At 57.1% G+C, this 18,777-nt stretch carries 18 protein-coding genes; 10 read left to right on the forward strand and 8 right to left on the reverse strand.

The features are described from left to right. Positions 1-24: 24 nt before the first annotated feature. Both N438_RS20130 and N438_RS20135 read right to left on the reverse strand, forming a co-directional pair. Positions 25-843, reverse strand: a complete 819-nt coding sequence (locus tag N438_RS20130; RefSeq protein WP_116696439.1) for a DUF72 domain-containing protein — start codon at positions 841-843, stop codon at positions 25-27. Next, entirely contained in the window at positions 840-1,406 is a 567-nt protein-coding gene (locus N438_RS20135) for a hydrolase (protein WP_008804245.1), read from the reverse strand. The genes N438_RS20130 and N438_RS20135 overlap by 4 nt, the downstream gene beginning before the upstream one ends. Before the next feature lie 267 nt (positions 1,407-1,673). Between N438_RS20135 and aspS the strand changes: the two genes are divergently transcribed. The 6 genes from aspS (at position 1,674) to ruvB (ending at position 6,940) form a co-directional block, all read left to right on the forward strand. Then, complete coding sequence (gene aspS, locus N438_RS20140; protein ID WP_116696440.1) at positions 1,674-3,461, forward strand: aspartate--tRNA ligase; 1,788 nt, start codon at positions 1,674-1,676, stop codon at positions 3,459-3,461. 1 nt (position 3,462) lies between these two features. Then, positions 3,463-3,906 carry a dihydroneopterin triphosphate diphosphatase gene (gene nudB / locus N438_RS20145; protein WP_002911477.1) on the forward strand — a complete coding sequence of 148 codons (444 nt, stop codon included), beginning with the start codon at positions 3,463-3,465 and terminating at the stop codon, positions 3,904-3,906. A 27-nt stretch (positions 3,907-3,933) separates the two neighbouring features. Further along, entirely contained in the window at positions 3,934-4,674 is a 741-nt protein-coding gene (locus N438_RS20150; RefSeq protein ID WP_002911459.1) for a YebC/PmpR family DNA-binding transcriptional regulator, read from the forward strand. 34 nt (positions 4,675-4,708) lie between these two features. Continuing rightward, complete coding sequence (gene ruvC, locus N438_RS20155) at positions 4,709-5,230, forward strand: crossover junction endodeoxyribonuclease RuvC (protein WP_008804247.1); 522 nt, start codon at positions 4,709-4,711, stop codon at positions 5,228-5,230. Positions 5,231-5,309: 79 nt separating this feature from the next. Further along, complete coding sequence (gene ruvA / locus N438_RS20160; protein ID WP_002911454.1) at positions 5,310-5,921, forward strand: Holliday junction branch migration protein RuvA; 612 nt, start codon at positions 5,310-5,312, stop codon at positions 5,919-5,921. 8 nt (positions 5,922-5,929) lie between these two features. Beyond that, a complete protein-coding gene (gene ruvB / locus N438_RS20165; protein ID WP_012541250.1) occupies positions 5,930-6,940 on the forward strand; it encodes a Holliday junction branch migration DNA helicase RuvB in 1,011 nt (336 codons plus the stop codon). 63 nt (positions 6,941-7,003) lie between these two features. Here the strand turns inward: ruvB and znuB are convergent, their stop codons facing one another. Beyond that, positions 7,004-7,789, reverse strand: a complete 786-nt coding sequence (znuB, locus tag N438_RS20170; RefSeq protein ID WP_008804249.1) for a zinc ABC transporter permease subunit ZnuB — start codon at positions 7,787-7,789, stop codon at positions 7,004-7,006. Continuing rightward, positions 7,789-8,541, reverse strand: coding sequence for a zinc ABC transporter ATP-binding protein ZnuC (gene znuC / locus N438_RS20175; protein WP_008804250.1), 753 nt, complete (start codon positions 8,539-8,541; stop codon positions 7,789-7,791). Before znuC ends, znuB begins: the two co-directional genes overlap by 1 nt. 77 nt (positions 8,542-8,618) lie before the next feature. Here znuC and znuA point away from each other — a divergent pair, with 77 nt between their 5' ends. From znuA to lpxM, 3 genes are all read left to right on the forward strand, one after another. Next, positions 8,619-9,563, forward strand: a complete 945-nt coding sequence (gene znuA / locus N438_RS20180; protein WP_008804251.1) for a zinc ABC transporter substrate-binding protein ZnuA — start codon at positions 8,619-8,621, stop codon at positions 9,561-9,563. A 15-nt stretch (positions 9,564-9,578) separates the two neighbouring features. Continuing rightward, positions 9,579-10,898, forward strand: coding sequence for a murein DD-endopeptidase MepM (gene mepM / locus N438_RS20185; RefSeq protein WP_012541251.1), 1,320 nt, complete (start codon positions 9,579-9,581; stop codon positions 10,896-10,898). A gap of 117 nt (positions 10,899-11,015) precedes the next feature. Continuing rightward, positions 11,016-11,987: a lauroyl-Kdo(2)-lipid IV(A) myristoyltransferase gene (gene lpxM / locus N438_RS20190; protein WP_008804253.1), complete on the forward strand. Its 972-nt coding sequence runs from the start codon at positions 11,016-11,018 to the stop codon at positions 11,985-11,987. Positions 11,988-12,017: 30 nt separating this feature from the next. Here the strand turns inward: lpxM and dcuR are convergent, their stop codons facing one another. From dcuR to N438_RS20205, 3 genes are all read right to left on the reverse strand, one after another. After that, positions 12,018-12,734 carry a two-component system response regulator DcuR gene (gene dcuR, locus N438_RS20195; RefSeq protein ID WP_008804254.1) on the reverse strand — a complete coding sequence of 239 codons (717 nt, stop codon included), beginning with the start codon at positions 12,732-12,734 and terminating at the stop codon, positions 12,018-12,020. Between the two features lie 64 nt (positions 12,735-12,798). Further along, the gene (locus N438_RS20200; RefSeq protein WP_116696441.1) at positions 12,799-14,484 is read right to left on the reverse strand and encodes an NAD-dependent malic enzyme; all 1,686 of its coding nucleotides are present in this window, start codon (positions 14,482-14,484) and stop codon (positions 12,799-12,801) included. 61 nt (positions 14,485-14,545) lie between these two features. Then, positions 14,546-15,493: an AEC family transporter gene (locus tag N438_RS20205; RefSeq protein WP_012541253.1), complete on the reverse strand. Its 948-nt coding sequence runs from the start codon at positions 15,491-15,493 to the stop codon at positions 14,546-14,548. Between the two features lie 419 nt (positions 15,494-15,912). On the opposite strand from N438_RS20205, the gene N438_RS20210 reads away from it, so the two are divergent. Next, positions 15,913-17,247 (forward strand): 2-hydroxycarboxylate transporter family protein, encoded by a 1,335-nt coding sequence (locus tag N438_RS20210; RefSeq protein WP_012967679.1) that lies wholly within the window; start codon positions 15,913-15,915, stop codon positions 17,245-17,247. 62 nt (positions 17,248-17,309) lie between these two features. Here N438_RS20210 and pyk read toward each other — a convergent pair whose 3' ends face one another. Next, a complete protein-coding gene (gene pyk, locus N438_RS20215; RefSeq protein WP_002911440.1) occupies positions 17,310-18,752 on the reverse strand; it encodes a pyruvate kinase in 1,443 nt (480 codons plus the stop codon). Positions 18,753-18,777: the final 25 nt, after the last annotated feature.

Genomic DNA, 18,777 nt, shown 5'->3' on the forward strand with positions numbered 1-18,777 from the left:
GGCTCCGATTATGATAGCAGGATATCAGAAAAGGGAGGATTGCTGCGGAATCGACGGCGCATTTCCTGCCGCCGGCAGGGCGGTGCGCAGATCGCTCCACAGCGTATCGACCAGCGTCGGCGCGTAAGCAATGTCTGGGGTATGCAGGAACAGCCATGGGGTGCCAGACTGATGCCACTTCGGCAGGGTCTGCAGCCAGACGCGAAACAGTTCCCGGTTGTGGGCCATGTCGTCACCGCCGATAAAGCGTACCATCGGCTGCCGGGCGGTCATCACCGCATGTACCGGCACTTTGGGTTTCTTTTTCTGCGCGTCGATCATCGCCGGACTGGTGGCCGCAGCGCTGTGGACCGGGCGGCTGTCGAGGATCACACGGTTAACGTTGCGCTCGTGCAGCCCGCGGTTGAGCTGCTGTTCCGCTTCGCCTTTGGCGAAGAATTCGGGGTGACGAACCTCGAGGCCGTAGGTGAAATCCTTCGGCAGCCCGTCGAGAAATTGCCATAGCGCGGGGAGATCGCGAGGACCGAACGTCGCCGGCAGCTGCAGCCAGTACTGGCCGATGCGCGAGGCCAGCGGCGCCAGGCGGTCAAAAAATTCACTGCTTAAATCGTCGCAATGACGCAGGGCGGCCTGGTGCGAGATGGTGGCCGGGAATTTAAAGCAGAAGCGGAAGTCATCATGGGTTTGTTCATACCAGCGGGTGACTATCTCCGGCTTCGGCAGCGCATACAGGGTAGTGTTGCCCTCCACGCAGTTAAAGTGGCGGGCGTACTCTTCAAGGCTGGTGATGCCAAGGCGCACCCATTTCGGGTGCGACCACTGGGGAAGCCCAATATAAATCATAGCGCGGCGAGGATCTCCTCGGTGCTGCGCACCCGACCGATGCGCGGGAAAATATGCGTCATGCTGCCCTGATGCTGCTCGGCGGAGGCGGCGCTGCAGGCATCTTCGGCGATGACCAGGTTAAAACCCAGCTCCCAGGCGTTGCGGGCGGTGGATTCGACGCCGATGTTGGTGGAGATACCGCAGAGAATAATGGTGTCGATACCGCGGCGGCGCAGCTGAAGCTCAAGGTCGGTGCCATAGAACGCGCCCCACTGGCGTTTGGTCACTTCGATATCGCTCTCCTGCTTACCCAGCGTGGCCGGGTAGGTCCACCAGTTTTCAGGCAGCGTATGCGCCCCGGCCTGAGCGTCGACAGGCTGTTTCAGCGCTTCGGCGAAATCGGCCGACCAGCCGACGCGGACCATGATGACCGGTGAACCCTGTTGTCGACACTTGTCTGCCAGGCGAGCGGCGCGCGCCACCACCTCGTCAGCCCGATGTGGTCCGCCGGCGAAAGGCAGAATGCCTTCCTGCAGATCGATCACCACCAGCGCCGTTTTTTTTGCATTGAGTTCTAACATGGTATCCCCGTATCTTCTTCTGTTGTCAGGCGGCTACAATACCTGCGCGGCTTCAGCAAAAGGGTAACAAATATTGTTAATTTATGTGAGTGTAGACGTTAAGCGCGCAGCAAAGCAGCGTACATCGTGCGTCGGACTTATCGAACGACAGAATTTCCAGTATAATAGCCGCCTTTTTTCATTCAGTTGTGACATCAGCTAAAGCTGCGACCTCGTCGCCTGCAGGGCAGACGACAATCCGCCGACGGCTAAGTTAAGGGATATCTCATGCGTACAGAATATTGCGGACAGCTTCGACAGTCCCACGTTGGGCAGCAGGTGACTCTGTGTGGTTGGGTCAACCGCCGTCGCGATCTCGGTAGCCTCATTTTTATCGATATGCGCGACCGCGAAGGCATCGTTCAGGTGTTTTTCGACCCGGATCGTGCGGATGCGTTGAAATTAGCCTCTGAACTGCGTAATGAGTTCTGCATTCAGGTCACTGGCACCGTCCGCGCGCGTGAAGAGAAAAACATCAACGCGGACATGGCCACCGGCGCCATCGAAGTGCTGGCCTCCGATCTGACGATTATTAACCGTTCAGAATCGCTGCCGCTGGACTCCAATCACGTCAACACCGAAGAAGCGCGTCTGAAATACCGCTACCTCGACCTGCGTCGTCCGGAAATGGCGCAGCGTCTGAAAACCCGCGCGAAAATCACCAGCTTTGTGCGCCGCTTTATGGACGACCATGGCTTCCTCGACATCGAAACTCCGATGCTGACCAAAGCCACCCCGGAAGGCGCTCGCGATTACCTCGTGCCTTCCCGCGTGCATAAAGGCAAATTCTACGCGCTGCCGCAGTCTCCGCAGCTGTTCAAACAGCTGCTGATGATGTCCGGGTTCGATCGCTATTATCAGATCGTTAAATGTTTCCGCGATGAAGACCTGCGTGCCGACCGTCAGCCTGAATTTACCCAGATCGACGTGGAAACCTCCTTTATGACCGCGCCGCAGGTGCGTGAGATCATGGAAGCAATGGTGCGTCAGCTGTGGCTGGAAATTAAAGGCGTCGACCTGGGTGATTTCCCGATCATGACCTTCGCCGAAGCCGAACGTCGCTATGGCTCCGATAAACCGGATCTGCGTAACCCGATGGAGCTGGTGGACGTTGCCGATCTGCTGAAGTCCGTCGAATTCGCGGTCTTTGCCGGCCCGGCCAACGATCCGAAAGGGCGCGTGGCGGCCCTGCGCGTCCCGGGCGGTGCCTCTCTGACCCGCAAGCTGATTGACGAATACGGCAACTTTGTGAAGATCTACGGCGCGAAGGGGCTGGCCTATATTAAAGTGACCGAGCGTGCGAAAGGCATGGACGGGATCAACAGCCCGGTGGCGAAATTCCTCACCGCTGAGATCGTGGAAGCGATCCTCGAACGCACCGGCGCGCAGGACGGCGATATGATCTTCTTCGGCGCCGACAACAAGAAAGTGGTGGCGGACGCGCTGGGCGCGCTGCGTCTGAAGCTCGGTAAAGACCTGAGCCTGACTGACGAGAGCAAATGGGCGCCGCTGTGGGTGATCGACTTCCCGATGTTCGAAGACGACGGCGAAGGCGGCCTGACGGCGATGCACCATCCGTTCACTTCGCCAAAAGATATGACCGCGAACGAGCTGAAAGCTGCGCCGGAAGAGGCCGTAGCGAACGCCTATGATATGGTCATTAACGGTTATGAAGTCGGCGGCGGTTCTGTACGTATTCACCGTGGCGACATGCAGCAGACCGTATTTGGTATTCTGGGCATTAATGAACATGAGCAGCGTGAAAAATTCGGCTTCCTGCTGGATGCGCTGAAATACGGTACGCCGCCGCACGCGGGTCTGGCGTTCGGTCTTGACCGTCTGACCATGCTGCTGACCGGTACCGATAACATCCGCGACGTTATCGCCTTCCCGAAAACCACCGCCGCGGCCTGTCTGATGACCGAAGCGCCAAGCTTCGCCAATCCGGCTGCGCTCGGTGAACTGGGTATTCAGGTTGTGGAGAAAGAGGCGAAAGCGTCTCTGGAGAACAAGTAATATGTCATTTAAGCTGCCCGTTTCGGTGCTGGTGGTGATTTACGCCGAAGATACGAAACGGGTGCTGATGTTACAGCGGCGTGACGATCCCGCGTTCTGGCAGTCGGTGACCGGCAGCCTGGAAGCAGGAGAGACCGCGCTGCAGGCCGCCGCGCGTGAAGTAAAGGAAGAGGTCGCCATTGATGTTGCCTGCGAGCAACTGACCTTAATTGACTGTCAGCGCACGGTGGAGTTCGAGATATTTTCTCATTTGCGTCATCGCTATGCGCCGGGTGTAGAGCGCAATACAGAATTCTGGTTCTGTCTTGCGCTGCCTCATGAGCGGGAGATCACCTTCACCGAACATCTGGCCTACCGCTGGGTCAGCGCGACGGAAGCCGCTGCGCTGACCAAGTCGTGGAGCAACCGGCAGGCGATTGAAGAATTTGTAATTAACGCCGCCTGAAAGGGCGCGCTTTTTGGAGAGTTTTTTATGGCAGGTCATAGTAAATGGGCCAACACCAAACACCGCAAAGCGGCACAGGATGCTAAACGCGGTAAAATCTTTACGAAAATCATTCGCGAGCTGGTGACTGCGGCGCGTCTGGGCGGCGGCGATCCGGCTTCCAACCCGCGCCTGCGTGCGGCCGTTGATAAAGCGCTGTCTAACAACATGACGCGCGACACCCTGAACCGCGCCATCGCGCGCGGCGTCGGCGGTGATGAAGACGCGAACATGGAAACCATCATTTACGAAGGCTATGGCCCTGGCGGTACCGCGGTAATGGTGGAATGTCTGTCCGACAACCGTAACCGTACCGTTGCGGAAGTGCGTCACGCTTTCACCAAAACCGGTGGTAACCTCGGTACCGACGGCTCCGTGTCCTACCTGTTCAGCAAGAAAGGCGTCATCTCCTTCGAGAAAGGCGATGAAGACACCATTATGGAAGCGGCGCTGGAAGCTGGCGCAGAAGACGTGGTGACCTATGACGACGGCGCCATCGACGTCTACACCGCGTGGGAAGAGATGGGCGCCGTGCGCGACGCGCTGGAAGCCGCTGGCCTGAAAGCCGACGCTGCCGAAGTCTCGATGATCCCGTCCACCAAAGCGGATATGGATGCCGAGACGGCGCCGAAGCTGCTGCGTCTGATCGATATGCTGGAAGACTGCGACGACGTGCAGGAAGTGTACCATAACGGCGAGATCTCCGACGAGGTCGCGGCCACCCTGTGATGCAGTCGCATCCACGGTTAACCGGAGGCGCGTGATGGCTATTATTCTCGGCATTGACCCGGGGTCGCGCGTCACCGGTTATGGCGTGATCCGCCAGGTCGGACGGCAGTTGAGCTACCTTGGCAGCGGATGCATCCGCACCAAAGTGGACGATCTGCCGTCGCGGCTGAAGCTGATCTACGCCGGGGTGACGGAGATCATCACCCAGTTTCAGCCCGACTATTTCGCCATTGAGCAGGTCTTTATGGCGAAGAACGCCGATTCGGCGTTAAAGCTTGGGCAGGCGCGCGGAGTGGCGATCGTTGCAGCGACCAATCAGTCGCTGCCGGTGTTTGAATACGCCGCCCGTCAGGTCAAGCAGACCGTTGTCGGGATCGGCAGCGCCGAAAAGAGCCAGGTTCAGCACATGGTGCGCACCTTGCTCAAACTGCCTGCCAATCCGCAAGCGGATGCGGCGGATGCGCTGGCGATTGCCATCACCCATTGCCATATCAGCCAGAATGTTGCTCAGGTCAGCGAGACCCGGCTCAATCTGGCGCGAGGGCGCTTACGATAATCGCAAATCAGGCTGGATATCTATCCAGCCTTTTTTTATGATACCGCCAGATACTTAGACCATAACGCAGGAGCCCCACGTGATAGGCAGACTCAGAGGCATCATTCTCGAAAAACAACCCCCGCTGGTGTTGCTGGAAACGGCGGGCGTCGGCTATGAAGTGCATATGCCAATGACCTGCTTCTATGAGCTGCCGGAGGCCGGTCAGGAGGCGATAGTCTTTACCCACTTTGTGGTGCGTGAAGATGCCCAGCTGCTGTATGGTTTTAACAACAAACAGGAACGTACGCTGTTTAAAGAGCTGATTAAAACCAACGGCGTGGGGCCAAAGCTGGCGCTGGCGATCCTCTCCGGCATGTCGGCGCAGCAGTTCGTCAATGCCGTTGAGCGGGAAGAAGTCGCCTCGCTGGTGAAGCTGCCGGGGATTGGCAAAAAAACCGCAGAACGCCTGATCGTCGAGATGAAAGACCGCTTCAAAGGGCTGCACGGCGACCTGTTCACTCCGGCGGCCGATCTGGTGCTGACCTCGCCGGCAGGCCCGACGGCAGATGATGCCGAACAGGAAGCGGTTGCCGCGCTGGTCGCGCTGGGCTATAAACCGCAGGAGGCCAGCCGGATGGTAAGCAAGATTGCCCGTCCGGACGCCAACAGTGAAACGCTAATCCGCGAAGCGCTGCGCGCCGCGTTGTGAGGTAAGGGATGATTGAAGCAGACCGGCTGGTATCGGCAGACAGCAGCGGCGCAGAAGAGGCCGTTGACCGCGCCATCCGCCCAAAATTGCTGGCAGAGTATGTCGGCCAGCCGCAGGTGCGCTCCCAGATGGAGATCTTTATCCAGGCGGCGAAACTGCGCGGCGACGCCCTCGATCACCTGCTGATTTTTGGCCCGCCTGGGTTGGGGAAAACCACCCTGGCGAACATTGTCGCCAATGAGATGGGGGTGAATCTGCGCACCACTTCCGGCCCGGTACTGGAGAAAGCGGGCGATCTCGCCGCGATGCTCACCAACCTCGAACCGCACGACGTGCTGTTTATCGATGAGATCCATCGCCTCTCGCCGGTGGTGGAAGAGGTGCTCTACCCGGCGATGGAAGACTATCAGCTGGATATTATGATTGGCGAAGGTCCGGCGGCGCGCTCCATCAAAATCGATCTGCCGCCGTTTACCCTGATTGGCGCCACCACCCGGGCCGGTTCATTGACCTCGCCGCTGCGCGACCGCTTTGGCATCGTGCAGCGTCTGGAGTTCTATCAGATACCCGATCTGCAGCATATCGTCAGCCGCAGCGCCCGCCATATGGGGCTGGAGATGAGCGACGAAGGCGCGCTGGAAGTGGCCCGTCGTTCACGCGGCACGCCGCGTATTGCCAACCGTCTGCTGCGCCGGGTGCGCGACTTCGCGGAAGTGCGCCACGACGGCAGCATCTCTGCCGACATTGCTGCCCAGGCGCTGGATATGCTGAATGTCGATGCGGAAGGGTTCGACTATATGGACCGTAAACTACTGCTGGCGGTGATAGATAAATTCTTTGGTGGGCCGGTGGGGCTGGATAACCTCGCCGCCGCGATCGGCGAAGAGCGGGAAACCATTGAAGATGTGCTGGAGCCCTACTTAATTCAGCAGGGTTTTCTGCAGCGTACGCCACGGGGAAGAATGGCGACGGTGCGCGCCTGGAATCATTTCGGGATCACGCCGCCGGAAATGCCCTAGTTCGCGACGGATGTGTCGTTCATTATGAGGCCCGGTCAGCAGCGCGACCGGGCTTTTTCATTTTCAGCTGGCGGCTTTTTTTGTCATGCTGAGAATAAACAGCACGGCGGCGCACAGCACCACCGACGGCCCGGCCGGGGTGTCGTAGAAGGCCGAGAAGGTTAACCCGCCGGTAACGGCCAGCATGCCCACGCCCACTGCCACGGCGGCCATCTGCTCCGGCGTGCGGGCAAAACGGCGGGCGGTGGCGGCCGGGATAATCAGCAGGGAAGTGATGATCAGCGCGCCGACGAACTTCATCGCCACGCCGATAGTCAGAGCGGTGACCAGCATCAACAGCAACTTCACGCGCTGCAGCTTCACGCCATCGACAAACGCCAGATCCGGACTGATGGTCATCGCCAGCAGCGGTCGCCACTGCCAGAGCAGGATACCAATCACAATCACTACGCCAATGGCGATGGCAATCAAATCCTGCGGCGTCACTGCCAGCAGATCGCCGAACAGGTACGCCATCAGATCGACGCGGACGTTAGACATCAGACTGACCACCACCAGCCCCAGCGACAGTGCGCTGTGCGCCATGATGCCCAGCAGGGTATCGATCGCCAGATGGGGGCGTTTTTCCAGCCACACCAGCCCGCCGGCCAGCAGCAAAGTCACGGCGATCACCGCATAAAACGGATTGATGTTAAGTAATAAGCCAAAAGCGACGCCGAGCAGCGACGCATGCGCCAGCGTGTCGCCGAAATAGGACATGCGGCGCCAGACCACAAAGGAGCCCAGCGGACCGGCGGCGCAGGCCAGCATCATCCCGGCCAGCCAGCCAGGTAACAGAAGTTCAATCATTAGCGGCTGTTTCCCCGACGCAGTACAATTCGCCCCTGAAGGTCGTGGCGGTGATTATGGTGGTGGCGGTAAATCCCCAGCTGTTCCGCGCCGCGCGGGCCGAACATGGAGATAAACTCCGGATGCATGGAGACCACCTCCGGCGCGCCGGAGCAGCAGATATGCTGGTTCAGGCACAGGACTTCGTCGGTTTTGGCCATCACCAGATGCAGGTCGTGCGATACCATCAGCACTGCGCAGTCCAGTTCATGGCGCAGCTGGTCGATAAGATCGTAAAGCGCCACCTGGCCATTGACGTCAACACCCTGGGTCGGTTCATCCAGCACCAGCAGCTGTGGGCGGTTGAGCAGGGCGCGGGCCAGCAGTACGCGCTGGGTTTCGCCGCCGGAGAGTTTTTGCATCGGCGCGTCGATCAGATGCCCGGCCTGCACACGTTTCAGTGCCGGCAGGATGTCGTCTTTGCGGGTACCTGGGCGCAAACGCAGGAAGCGGCTGACGGTCAGCGGCAGCGTGGCGTCAAGATGCAGCTTCTGCGGCACGTAGCCAATCCGCAGGCGGTCTTCCCGCTTGATGACACCCTCTGTTGGTGCTACCAGCCCCAGAACCACTCGCACAAGGGTCGATTTACCGGCGCCGTTCGGGCCCAGCAGGGTTAATATTTTGCCTGGCGTGAGTGCCAGCGAAATGTCAGACAGCACGCGGCGTTGGCCAAAGGCCACCGACACATTTTCCAGCGTAACAAGGTTTGTCATAGTAATTTAGGGTTGCACAAGCTAGTGAATGTTATAATATCACATCACATTCACTCGTTTCGATGACTAGACGCATTATGTTACATAAAAATACGCTTCTTTGCGCTGGACTTGGCGCTGTTTTTTTGTTCGCGCAGGTTCCGCTGGCCAGCGCCGCCGTAGTGACTTCCATGAAACCGCTGGGCTTTATCGCAGCCGCCATCGCCGATGGGGTGACAGATACTCAGGTGCTATTGCCCGACGGCGCCTCAGAGCATGACTATTCACTGCGGCCTTCTGATGTAAAACGCTTACAGAACGCAGACTTAGTGGTATGGATTGGGCCGGAAATGGAAGCCTTTATGGATAGGTCGACGCAAAGCATTGCGGCGAATAAAAAGGTGACCATCGCGGAGCTGGAAGGGGTGAAGCCGCTGCTGATGACCGGGGCGGATGACGATGACGATCATGATGGTCATGACCACGGCGCAGCAGAAAAAAGTGACGGCGATCACCATCACGGTATTTACAATATGCATCTGTGGTTATCCCCAGAGATAGCGCGGCTTTCGGCGGTTGCAATCCACGATAAATTATTAGAACTTATGCCGCAGAGTCGAGCCAAACTCGACAGCAACCTGCAGCAGTTCGAGGCCGCGCTGGCGGCGACTGACAAGCAGGTTAGCAATGAGCTGGCACCGCTGAAAGGGAAGGGCTATTTCGTTTTTCATGACGCCTACGGTTACTTTGAAAAACACTACGGTTTGACCTCGCTGGGGCACTTTACCGTCAACCCTGAAATACAGCCTGGTGCGCAGCGTTTACACGAAATCAGAACACAACTGGTTGAGCAGAAGGCCACGTGCGTTTTTGCTGAGCCACAGTTCAGGCCAGCGGTTATCGAAGCTGTTGCCCGGGGCACGTCTGTGCGCATGGGAACCCTGGATCCGCTGGGTACTGGAATTACGTTGGGTAAAGCGAGTTACCCGCAATTCCTGACCCAGCTGGCGAATCAGTATTCGAGCTGCCTGAAAGGAGATTAACGAGGAAGTGAATACGTGCAACAGATAGCCCGCGCTGTCACTCAGGCATTCAACAATCTGCCACGACCTCATCGCGTCATGTTGGGGTCGCTTAGCGTTCTTACCTTAGCGGTCGCCGTCTGGCGACCCTACATTTACCACCCGGAATCCGCCCCCATCGTCAGAACCATTGAACTGGAAAAAAGCGAGATCCGTTCCCTGCTGCCGGAAGCCTCCGAGCCGATCGACCAGGCCCCGCAGGAAGAAGAAGCCATTCCTCAGGATGAACTCGACGAGAAGGCCGATACCGATGCCGGCGGTCATGAATATGTGGTGTCGACTGGCGATACGCTCAGCAGCATCCTGAACCAGTACGGTATCGATATGGGCGATATCGCCCAGCTTTCCTCCGCCGATAAAGAGCTGCGTAATCTGAAGATTGGCCAGCAGCTCTCCTGGACCCTGACCGCGGACGGCGATCTGCAGAGCCTGACCTGGGAGATGTCCCGCCGCGAAACCCGCACTTATACCCGTGTGGACAACGGTTTTAAAATGAGCAGCGAGCTGCAGAAAGGCGACTGGGTCAACAATGTGCTGAAGGGCACCGTCGGCGCCAGCTTTGTCTCCAGCGCGCGCGATGCCGGCCTGACCAGTACCGAAATCAGCGCGGTGATCAAGGCCATGCAGTGGCAAATGGATTTCCGTAAGCTGAAAAAAGGCGACGAGTTCTCGGTATTGATGTCGCGCGAAATGCTCGACGGCAAGCGCGAGCAAAGTCAGCTGCTGGGCGTGCGTTTGCGCTCCGACGGTAAGGATTACTATGCTATCCGTGCCGAAGACGGCAAATTCTACGATCGTAACGGGACGGGGCTGGCGAAAGGCTTTATGCGCTTCCCGACGGCGCGTCAGTTCCGCGTTTCCTCTAACTTTAACCCGCGTCGTCTGAATCCGGTCACCGGGCGCGTCGCGCCGCATCGTGGCGTCGATTTCGCGATGCCGCAGGGGACGCCGGTGCTGGCAGTGGGTGATGGCGAAGTGGTAGTGGCCAAGCGCAGCGGCGCTGCCGGGTATTATGTTGCTATCCGCCACGGTCGCACCTATACCACCCGCTATATGCACCTGCGTAAGCTGCTGGTGAAACCGGGGCAGAAAGTGAAGCGCGGCGATCGTATCGCGCTGTCGGGGAATACCGGCCGTTCTACCGGGCCGCACCTGCACTATGAAGTGTGGATCAACCAGCAGGCGGTCAACCCGCTGACGGCTAAGCTGCCGCGTACCGAAGGGCTGAGCGGTTCCGACCGTACCGATTACCTGGCGCAGGTCAAAGAGGTCGTCCCGCAGCTGCGGTTTGACTAACCACCGGTCAGTGGAAAGCCGGTGCCCCAGGGCGCCGGCTTTTTCTTTTGTAGGTTACCCAACGTCTCGCTACACTATCCCATTATCTTGATTAAGCAGTCGACCTGCGGATTGGGCATGGAAACGAAAAAAAATAATATTGAGTTTATCCCTAAGTTTGAGAAATCCTTTTTACTGCCGCGCTACTGGGGCGCGTGGCTGGGCGTCTTTGCCTTCGCAGGCATCGCGCTGACGCCGCCTTCCTTTCGCGATCCGATCCTCGGAAAACTCGGCCGCTTCGTAGGGCGTTTGGCGAAAAGCTCGCGGCGCCGGGCGCAGATTAATTTGCTGTACTGTTTTCCGGAAAAAAGCGAGCACGAACGGGAAGCGATCATCGACGCCATGTATGCCTCGGCGCCGCAGGCGATGGTGATGATGGCCGAGCTGGGCCTGCGCGATCCGCAGAAAATCCTTGCCCGCGTCGACTGGCAGGGGAAAGAGATCATCGACGAGATGCAGCGTAATAACGAGAAAGTGATTTTCCTCGTTCCGCATGCCTGGGGCGTGGATATCCCGGCGATGCTGATGGCCTCCGGTGGGCAGAAGATGGCGGCGATGTTCCACAACCAGGGTAACCCGGTCTTTGATTACGTGTGGAATACCGTGCGCCGTCGTTTTGGCGGGCGTATGCACGCGCGCAACGACGGGATCAAACCGTTTATTCAGTCGGTGCGCCAGGGCTACTGGGGTTACTATCTGCCCGATCAGGATCACGGCGCTGAGCACAGTGAATTTGTGGATTTCTTTGCCACCTACAAGGCGACGCTGCCCGCGATTGGCCGTTTAATGAAGGTATGCCGCGCCCGCGTCGTACCGCTGTTTCCGGTCTATGATGGCCAAACGCATCGCCTGACGGTGCTGGTCCGCCCGCCGATGGACGACCTGCTGGACGCAGACGATACGACGATCGCCCGGCGGATGAACGAAGAAGTGGAAGTGTTTGTTAAGCCGCACACCGAGCAGTACACCTGGATCCTGAAGCTGCTGAAAACGCGCAAGCCGGGTGAAATCGAGCCCTACAAACGCAAAGAGCTGTTCCCAAAGAAGTAGTCTAAAAGAGAGCCAGTGGGCGTTCCTGGCTCACTGGCTATATTGCGTCAGTAACATCAGGTTCTCGACGACAAGCCGGTAGCGATACTCCGGGCGGCCAGTGATACCGTAGTGATTGGTCGTGAAGAGCACGTTTATCTGCTCCAGCCAAATCAGGTATTTACGGCATGACACCCTGGATATCTGCAGCGCCGCCGCCAGCTCGTTTGTCGAAAAATCGCGCGCCTGATGGTCGTCAATCCACTGGCACACCAGGCGAAGGGTTTGCGGCGTCAGCCCTTTCGGCAGGCGGCGGGCGCTTTCCTGTTGCGGGATCCCGCGGCGCAGCAGGGTGTCGATATCCGCTTGGGCATAACAGGATTTCGCCTGCGTCACCTCACGCTTTTTGCGCCATGCCTGCAGGGCCTCCTCAAAGCGCGGAAACTGAAACGGTTTAATCAGGTAATCCACCACGCCATAGTGCAGCGCCGTTTGTAGCGTGAGCGTATCGGCGGCAGACGTCATCATGATGACGTCAATATTCCGCCCATCTGCGCGAAGCGCCGGCAGCAGGTCCAGGCCATTCTCCTGTTGCATATAGACATCCAGCAGCAGTAGATCGACCTGCGCCAGATGGCTTAGCATCGCTTTGGCGTCGCCGATCGTCGCCGCCACCCCGCAGCAGTGAAAATCAGCTACCCGGCTGATAAACAGCCGGTTCAGGTCGGCTACCATGGGATCATCATCGACGATCAGCACATTGAACATGCGTGGTTCCCCGGTGTGGCGGGAAGCCAGCCGGCCTCCCGTAAGATGAGCGGAGCAATGACGATCAGAATGACGATCGTTTATAGGCGGTGTAGCGCGCTCGCCAGAAGGTTTTATCGATATTCGCCGCCAGCTGTGCCTCGTCAATCTGCGGCGCAACGCCGTCCCGCTGCGCGGCGCGAGCGACCTCTGCGGCAATAGCCCGGGAAATCATTTCGATCTCTTCAACCGGCGGCAGTAAAGCACCGGTTTCACGGCTCGCCAAAGGCGAGTGGGCTGCCAGGGTTTTACTGCAGGTGATCAGCATCGCTTCCGTGACGCGCTGCGCTTTACTGGCGAGGATCCCCAGCCCCAGACCGGGAAAAATATAGGCGTTGTTGCACTGAGCGATATCGTAGGTTTTGCCGTCGTAGAAGACGGGTTCGAACGGGCTGCCGGTGGCGATCAGCGCGCTTCCCCGGGTCCACTCCAGCAAATCCTTCGGCTGGGCTTCGGCCCGGGAGGTGGGGTTAGAGAGCGCCATAATAATCGGACGCGGGCAGTGCCGATGCATCTCCTTCACTATCTCTTCGCTAAATAACCCCGGCTGGCCAGACACGCCAATCAGTACGGTAGGGTGGACGTTGCGTACGACATCCATCAGCGACAGTTGGGCGGACTCGGTATCCCAGTGGGCAATACTGGCTCGCGGCGTGACGAGGTCGCGCTGAAAATCGAGCAGATTGGGCATCTCATCCGTCAGCAGGCCAAAGCGGTCAACCGTAAAGATACGGCGGCGTGCTTCCTCCTGCGAAAGCCCATCATCCACCATCAGCGCAATGATTTTTTCCGCAATGCCGCATCCGGCCGAACCGCCGCCAAGGAAAACTACCCGCTGGTCGCGGATCGGCGTCCCGGCCGCGGCCGCGGCGGCGATCAGCGTCCCTGAGGTCACGGCGGCGGTGCCCTGGATATCATCGTTAAAACAGCACAGCTGGTGACGATAGCGGTTGAGCAGTCGCGTGGCATTCTTTTGGGCAAAGTCTTCAAACTGAAGTAATACATTCGGCCAACGTTGCTGAATGGCATGGACAAACATGTCCATAAACTCCAGGTACTGCTCGTCGCTGATGCGCGGATGGCGCCAGCCCATATACAGCGGATCCTCCAGATGCTGCGGGTTGTTGGTGCCGACATCTAGCATGATAGGCAGCGTGGATGCCGGGTGAATGCCCCCGCAGGCGGTATATAACGAGAGTTTGCCAATGGGGATCCCCATGCCACCAATCCCCTGGTCGCCCAGCCCCAGAATGCGCTCGCCATCGGTCACGACAATGACTTTGATATCATTGCGGGAAAATCCCTGCAGCATTTCGTCAATCTGGTGACGGTTGGGCCAGGAAATAAACAAACCGCGTCCCCGGCGATATATTTCTGAGAAATGTTCACACGCTTCACCCACCGTCGGGGTATAGATCACCGGCAGCGTTTCTTTCATATGACTGCGCAGCAGGTTATAGAATAATGTCTCGTTAGTATCCTGAATATTCCTGAGATAGATATGGCGCGAAATACTCTTTTTGAACTGGCAAAACTGGCCCCATGCGCGCTCGGTTTGTTCTTCAATGGTTTCAACATTATGGGGTAGCAGTCCCTGAAGATTAAATGCTGTGCGTTCACTTTCGGTAAATGCAAGGCCTTTATTTAATAACGGATTTTCCAGCAGGACGGCACCGTTATAGGGAGTGTATAAGGTTTCTGTGGCTAACATTGGAGGACTCCTGAATATCAAATTAAAACATTGCCTGATGTCTTGGTGTTTATTTCCGTGATTACGAAATGAGATAAATCATGATGCCTTCGGTGACGACGCCGATGGCGGTACCCAGCAAAATAGAGGATGAGGCCGGCTCAATATAGGTATCGCTGCGCAGCGCAAACATCCCTGCCGCGATGGCGGAAGGCGTCGCGCCGATGATAATAACCTGTTGCATTAAGGTATGACTGAGCCCAAAGGCCAGTCCGGCCAGGGCCATCATTGCCGGTTGGATCAGATTTTTGATACTGATATTGGTACAGGTTTGAATATTGACCGTCGGGCGTTCGCCGTAAAACAGCAGTCCCAGGGCGAACAGTGACAGACCGCCGGCGATTTTACCCACCATTTCAATAGGCATACTGAGCATAGGTGGCAGCTGGACTCCCGCCAGGCTGAGCAATACGCCGGAAATTGGGATCCAGACGATGGGGTTTCTCACGGCCTTCAGTAGGTTTTGCAGGATCAGCTGCCCGGCGTGAAGCTGGGGTTCATCCGCGCTCCGGTGCTTGTCTCCCATGCGAATCAGGATAATAGTCAGGGGGATCATCAATACGCTGGTCACCAGGTTTCCGATAAGCACGCCGAGAAAACCCTCCGGACCTATCAGTACCGCCAGCACGGGCGCGCCAAAGTAGGCCATATCGGGGAAGGCGCAAACCAGCGACTGAATCGCGCTGGTTTTAATATCATGACGGAAAACATAGCGTGAGATCAGCAGCGTGAGAAAATAGGACCCCATCAGGCCAATGACTAACACCGCCATAAAGGTGAAGTTTTTAATTTTATCGGGATGGGTATTTAACGCGCCGATAAAAAGATGGAACGGAAGCGCAAAGCGGATCACCACCGTGGCCAGAACGGAGGCATCCTCGCGCCGGGTATAGCCTAGTTTACCGCTAAGCCATCCCAGCAGCATGATAAATACCAATGGGAAAAGAGATTGTAAGAGTAGTGAAGGCATAAGATGTCCTGACATATTTTATCGGGTTGTTGTGTCGCCAATCTAGCGATCCCGTAATATTTAAAAGGTGATAGTCATCACAGTCGCCTGCCTTTAAATAATTTCGTCTCGGATACTTTACTTACAAATAAAGAAAACAGGGTTAAATCATGGGGTTGTATCTAAGGCATTTAAATTTCACCATTGATGAAAACTTTAGCTTTATGACGATAAATTAAATTACTTAAAATCAATTTTATAGTTTAGTCACAAAGCCAACAGAAGAAATCCGTTTGTCATTTTTTGTTTTAAACGCCTGTGCTACCGTTTTGAGTGTATTTTGGTGAGCCGGTGTTTAGTGCTATTTCATTTATGTTGCTACGCAAATTTTAATATTGCGTTACTACCCTACGCTACCTCCTTATCATTCAGGTAAAAATATGGAAAATAATTCACTCAACCACCCGATAGATAAAACGCAACCGAACGGCCAATCGACACGACTTTTATCCAATATCGACGTTGGTGCCGTACCGTTAACGCTCTTTATTGGTATCGCTGCGATCGTCGCGCTCTCTGCGAGCGCGGGCCTGCTGCCGAAAAATATGATTGGCGGACTGGCGGTCATTATGACCCTGGGATTCGCGCTGGCTAAGATTGGCCGCATGGTGCCAGTACTAAAAGACATTGGCGGGCCGGCCATATTGTGCCTGATGATGCCCTCAGTATTGGTCTACTTTGGCGTGTTTGAAGCCCATACGCTCGATACCGTGCATTTGCTGATGAAGGAGGCCAATCTCCTCTATTTCGTCATCGCCTGTCTGGTTGTCGGGAGTATTCTGGGAATGAACCGCACTATTCTGATTCAGGGGATGGTGCGTATGTTTGTCCCGCTGGTGGCCGGGACCGGGGCGGCAATATTAACCGGCCTGCTGGTGGGCAGCTTATTTGGCTACAGTATTTACCACACCTTCTTTTTTATCATCGTGCCGATTATCGGCGGCGGCATTGGCGAAGGGATCCTGCCTTTGTCGCTGGCTTATTCGGCCATTCTCGGGCAAACACCTGATGTCTATGTTGCCCAGCTGGCACCGGCCGCGGTGGTTGGGAATATTTTCGCCATTATCTGCGCTGGTTTTCTGGCGCGCATGGGCGCACGTCGTCCGGCGCTCTCCGGCAATGGGATGCTGATCCGCAGCCATGACGATAATAGCGTCTTTGCGCAACATCAGAGTACCCAACCCACCGATTTTCAGCTGATGGGCGCCGGGTTGCTGATGATTTGTGCATTTTTCATCGTCGGTGGTCTGCTGGAGAAGGTAGTGCATATTCCCGGGCCGGTGCTGATGATTCTGGCGGCCGTCTTCTGCAAATATACCAACGTTATCCCGGCGGCGATGGAGCTGGGGGCGCATAGCTGCTACAAGTTTGTCTCCGCCGCGCTGGTGTGGCCGCTGATGATCGGCCTGGGCATGCTGTATGTGCCGCTGGAGAGCGTGGTCTCGGTCTTCTCCATTGGCTACGTCGTGGTTTGCGGCTCCATCGTTATTGCCATGGCGCTGAGCGGTTTCTTTATCGCTACTCGCCTGAATATGTATCCGGTGGAAGCCGCTATCGTGACCAGCTGTCATAGCGGCCTTGGAGGAACCGGAGATGTGGCCATCCTCTCGGCGTCAAACAGGATGGGGTTGATGCCGTTTGCCCAGATTGCGACGCGGATCGGCGGGGCGTCGACGGTGATCGCCGCGACGCTGTTGTTGAGCTGGGTGGTGTAATCTGCCAGATAGTGGGCAAAAAAAAACCTGCCAGCGCATCGCTGGCAGGTCGACACCGAGGCTTACTCGACGGTGAGGATACGGGTGGTGTTGGTGCTGCCGATGGTGCTCATCACGTCACCCTGGGTAACGACCACAAGGTCACCAGAGACCAGGTAGCCTTTGTCCCGCAGCAGATTGACGGCATCGTGCGCAGCGGCTACCCCGTCATTCTGGCTGTCGAAGAACACCGGGGTCACCCCTCGGTAGAGTGCGGTCAGGTTCAGGGTGCGCTCGTGGCGGGAAAGGGCGAAAATCGGCAGACCGGAGCTGATGCGCGAGGTCATCAGCGCGGTGCGGCCCGATTCGGTCATGGTGATGATGGCCGTGATGCCTTTCAGGTGGTTGGCGGCATACATCGCCGACATAGCAATCGCTTCTTCTACGTTGTCAAACTGGACGTCCAGACGGTGTTTGGAGACGTTGAGGCTGGGGATTTTTTCGGCGCCCAGACACACGCGCGCCATCGCGGCCACGGTTTCCGACGGGTACTGACCGGCAGCGGTTTCCGCAGAGAGCATCACCGCATCGGTACCATCCAGCACGGCGTTGGCCACGTCCATCACTTCAGCACGAGTCGGCATCGGGTTGGTGATCATCGACTCCATCATCTGGGTGGCGGTAATGACGGAACGGTTCAGCTGACGGGCACGACGAATCAGCGCTTTCTGGATACCCACCAGCTCTGGATCGCCGATTTCGACGCCGAGGTCGCCGCGCGCAACCATGACCACATCGGAGGCGAGGATCACGTCGTCCATCGCATCCTGATCGCAGACCGCTTCCGCACGCTCAACTTTGGCGACGATTTTCGCATCGCAGCCGGCATCGCGCGCCAGGCGACGGGCGTAGTTCAGGTCTTCGCCGCAGCGCGGGAAAGAGACCGCCAGGTAGTCGACGCCGATTTTGGCGGCGGTGACGATATCAGCCTTGTCTTTGTCGGTCAGCGCTTCGGCAGACAGACCGCCGCCCAGCTTGTTGATCCCTTTGTTGTTAGACAACGGACCGCCGACGGTCACTTCAGTAAACACTTTCATTCCCTGAACTTCGAGGACTTTCAGCTGCACGCGACCATCGTCGAGCAGCAGGATATCGCCCGGCACGACATCCGCCGGCAGGCCTTTGTAGTCGATCCCGACTTTCTCTTTGTCGCCTTCACCTTTACCAAGGTTAGCGTCGAGCAGGAATTTATCGCCGACGTTGAGGAAAATTTTGCCTTCTTTGAAGGTCGATACGCGAATTTTTGGTCCCTGGAGGTCGCCGAGGATGGCCACGTGACGGCCCAGTTTTGCCGCAATCTCACGCACTTTGTCGGCACGGAGCTGATGATCTTCCGGGGTGCCGTGAGAGAAGTTCATACGCACTACGTTTGCGCCCGCGGCGATAACTTTTTCCAGGTTGTTATCGCGGTCAGTTGCTGGGCCTAAGGTAGTAACGATTTTGGTTCTGCGAAGCCTTCTGGACATGTAATACTCCGTTGACTGATACAAC

Source organism: Klebsiella sp. GL120222-02, from assembly GCF_003097195.1.
In the GTDB taxonomy this organism is placed as follows: domain Bacteria; phylum Pseudomonadota; class Gammaproteobacteria; order Enterobacterales; family Enterobacteriaceae; genus Klebsiella; species Klebsiella variicola.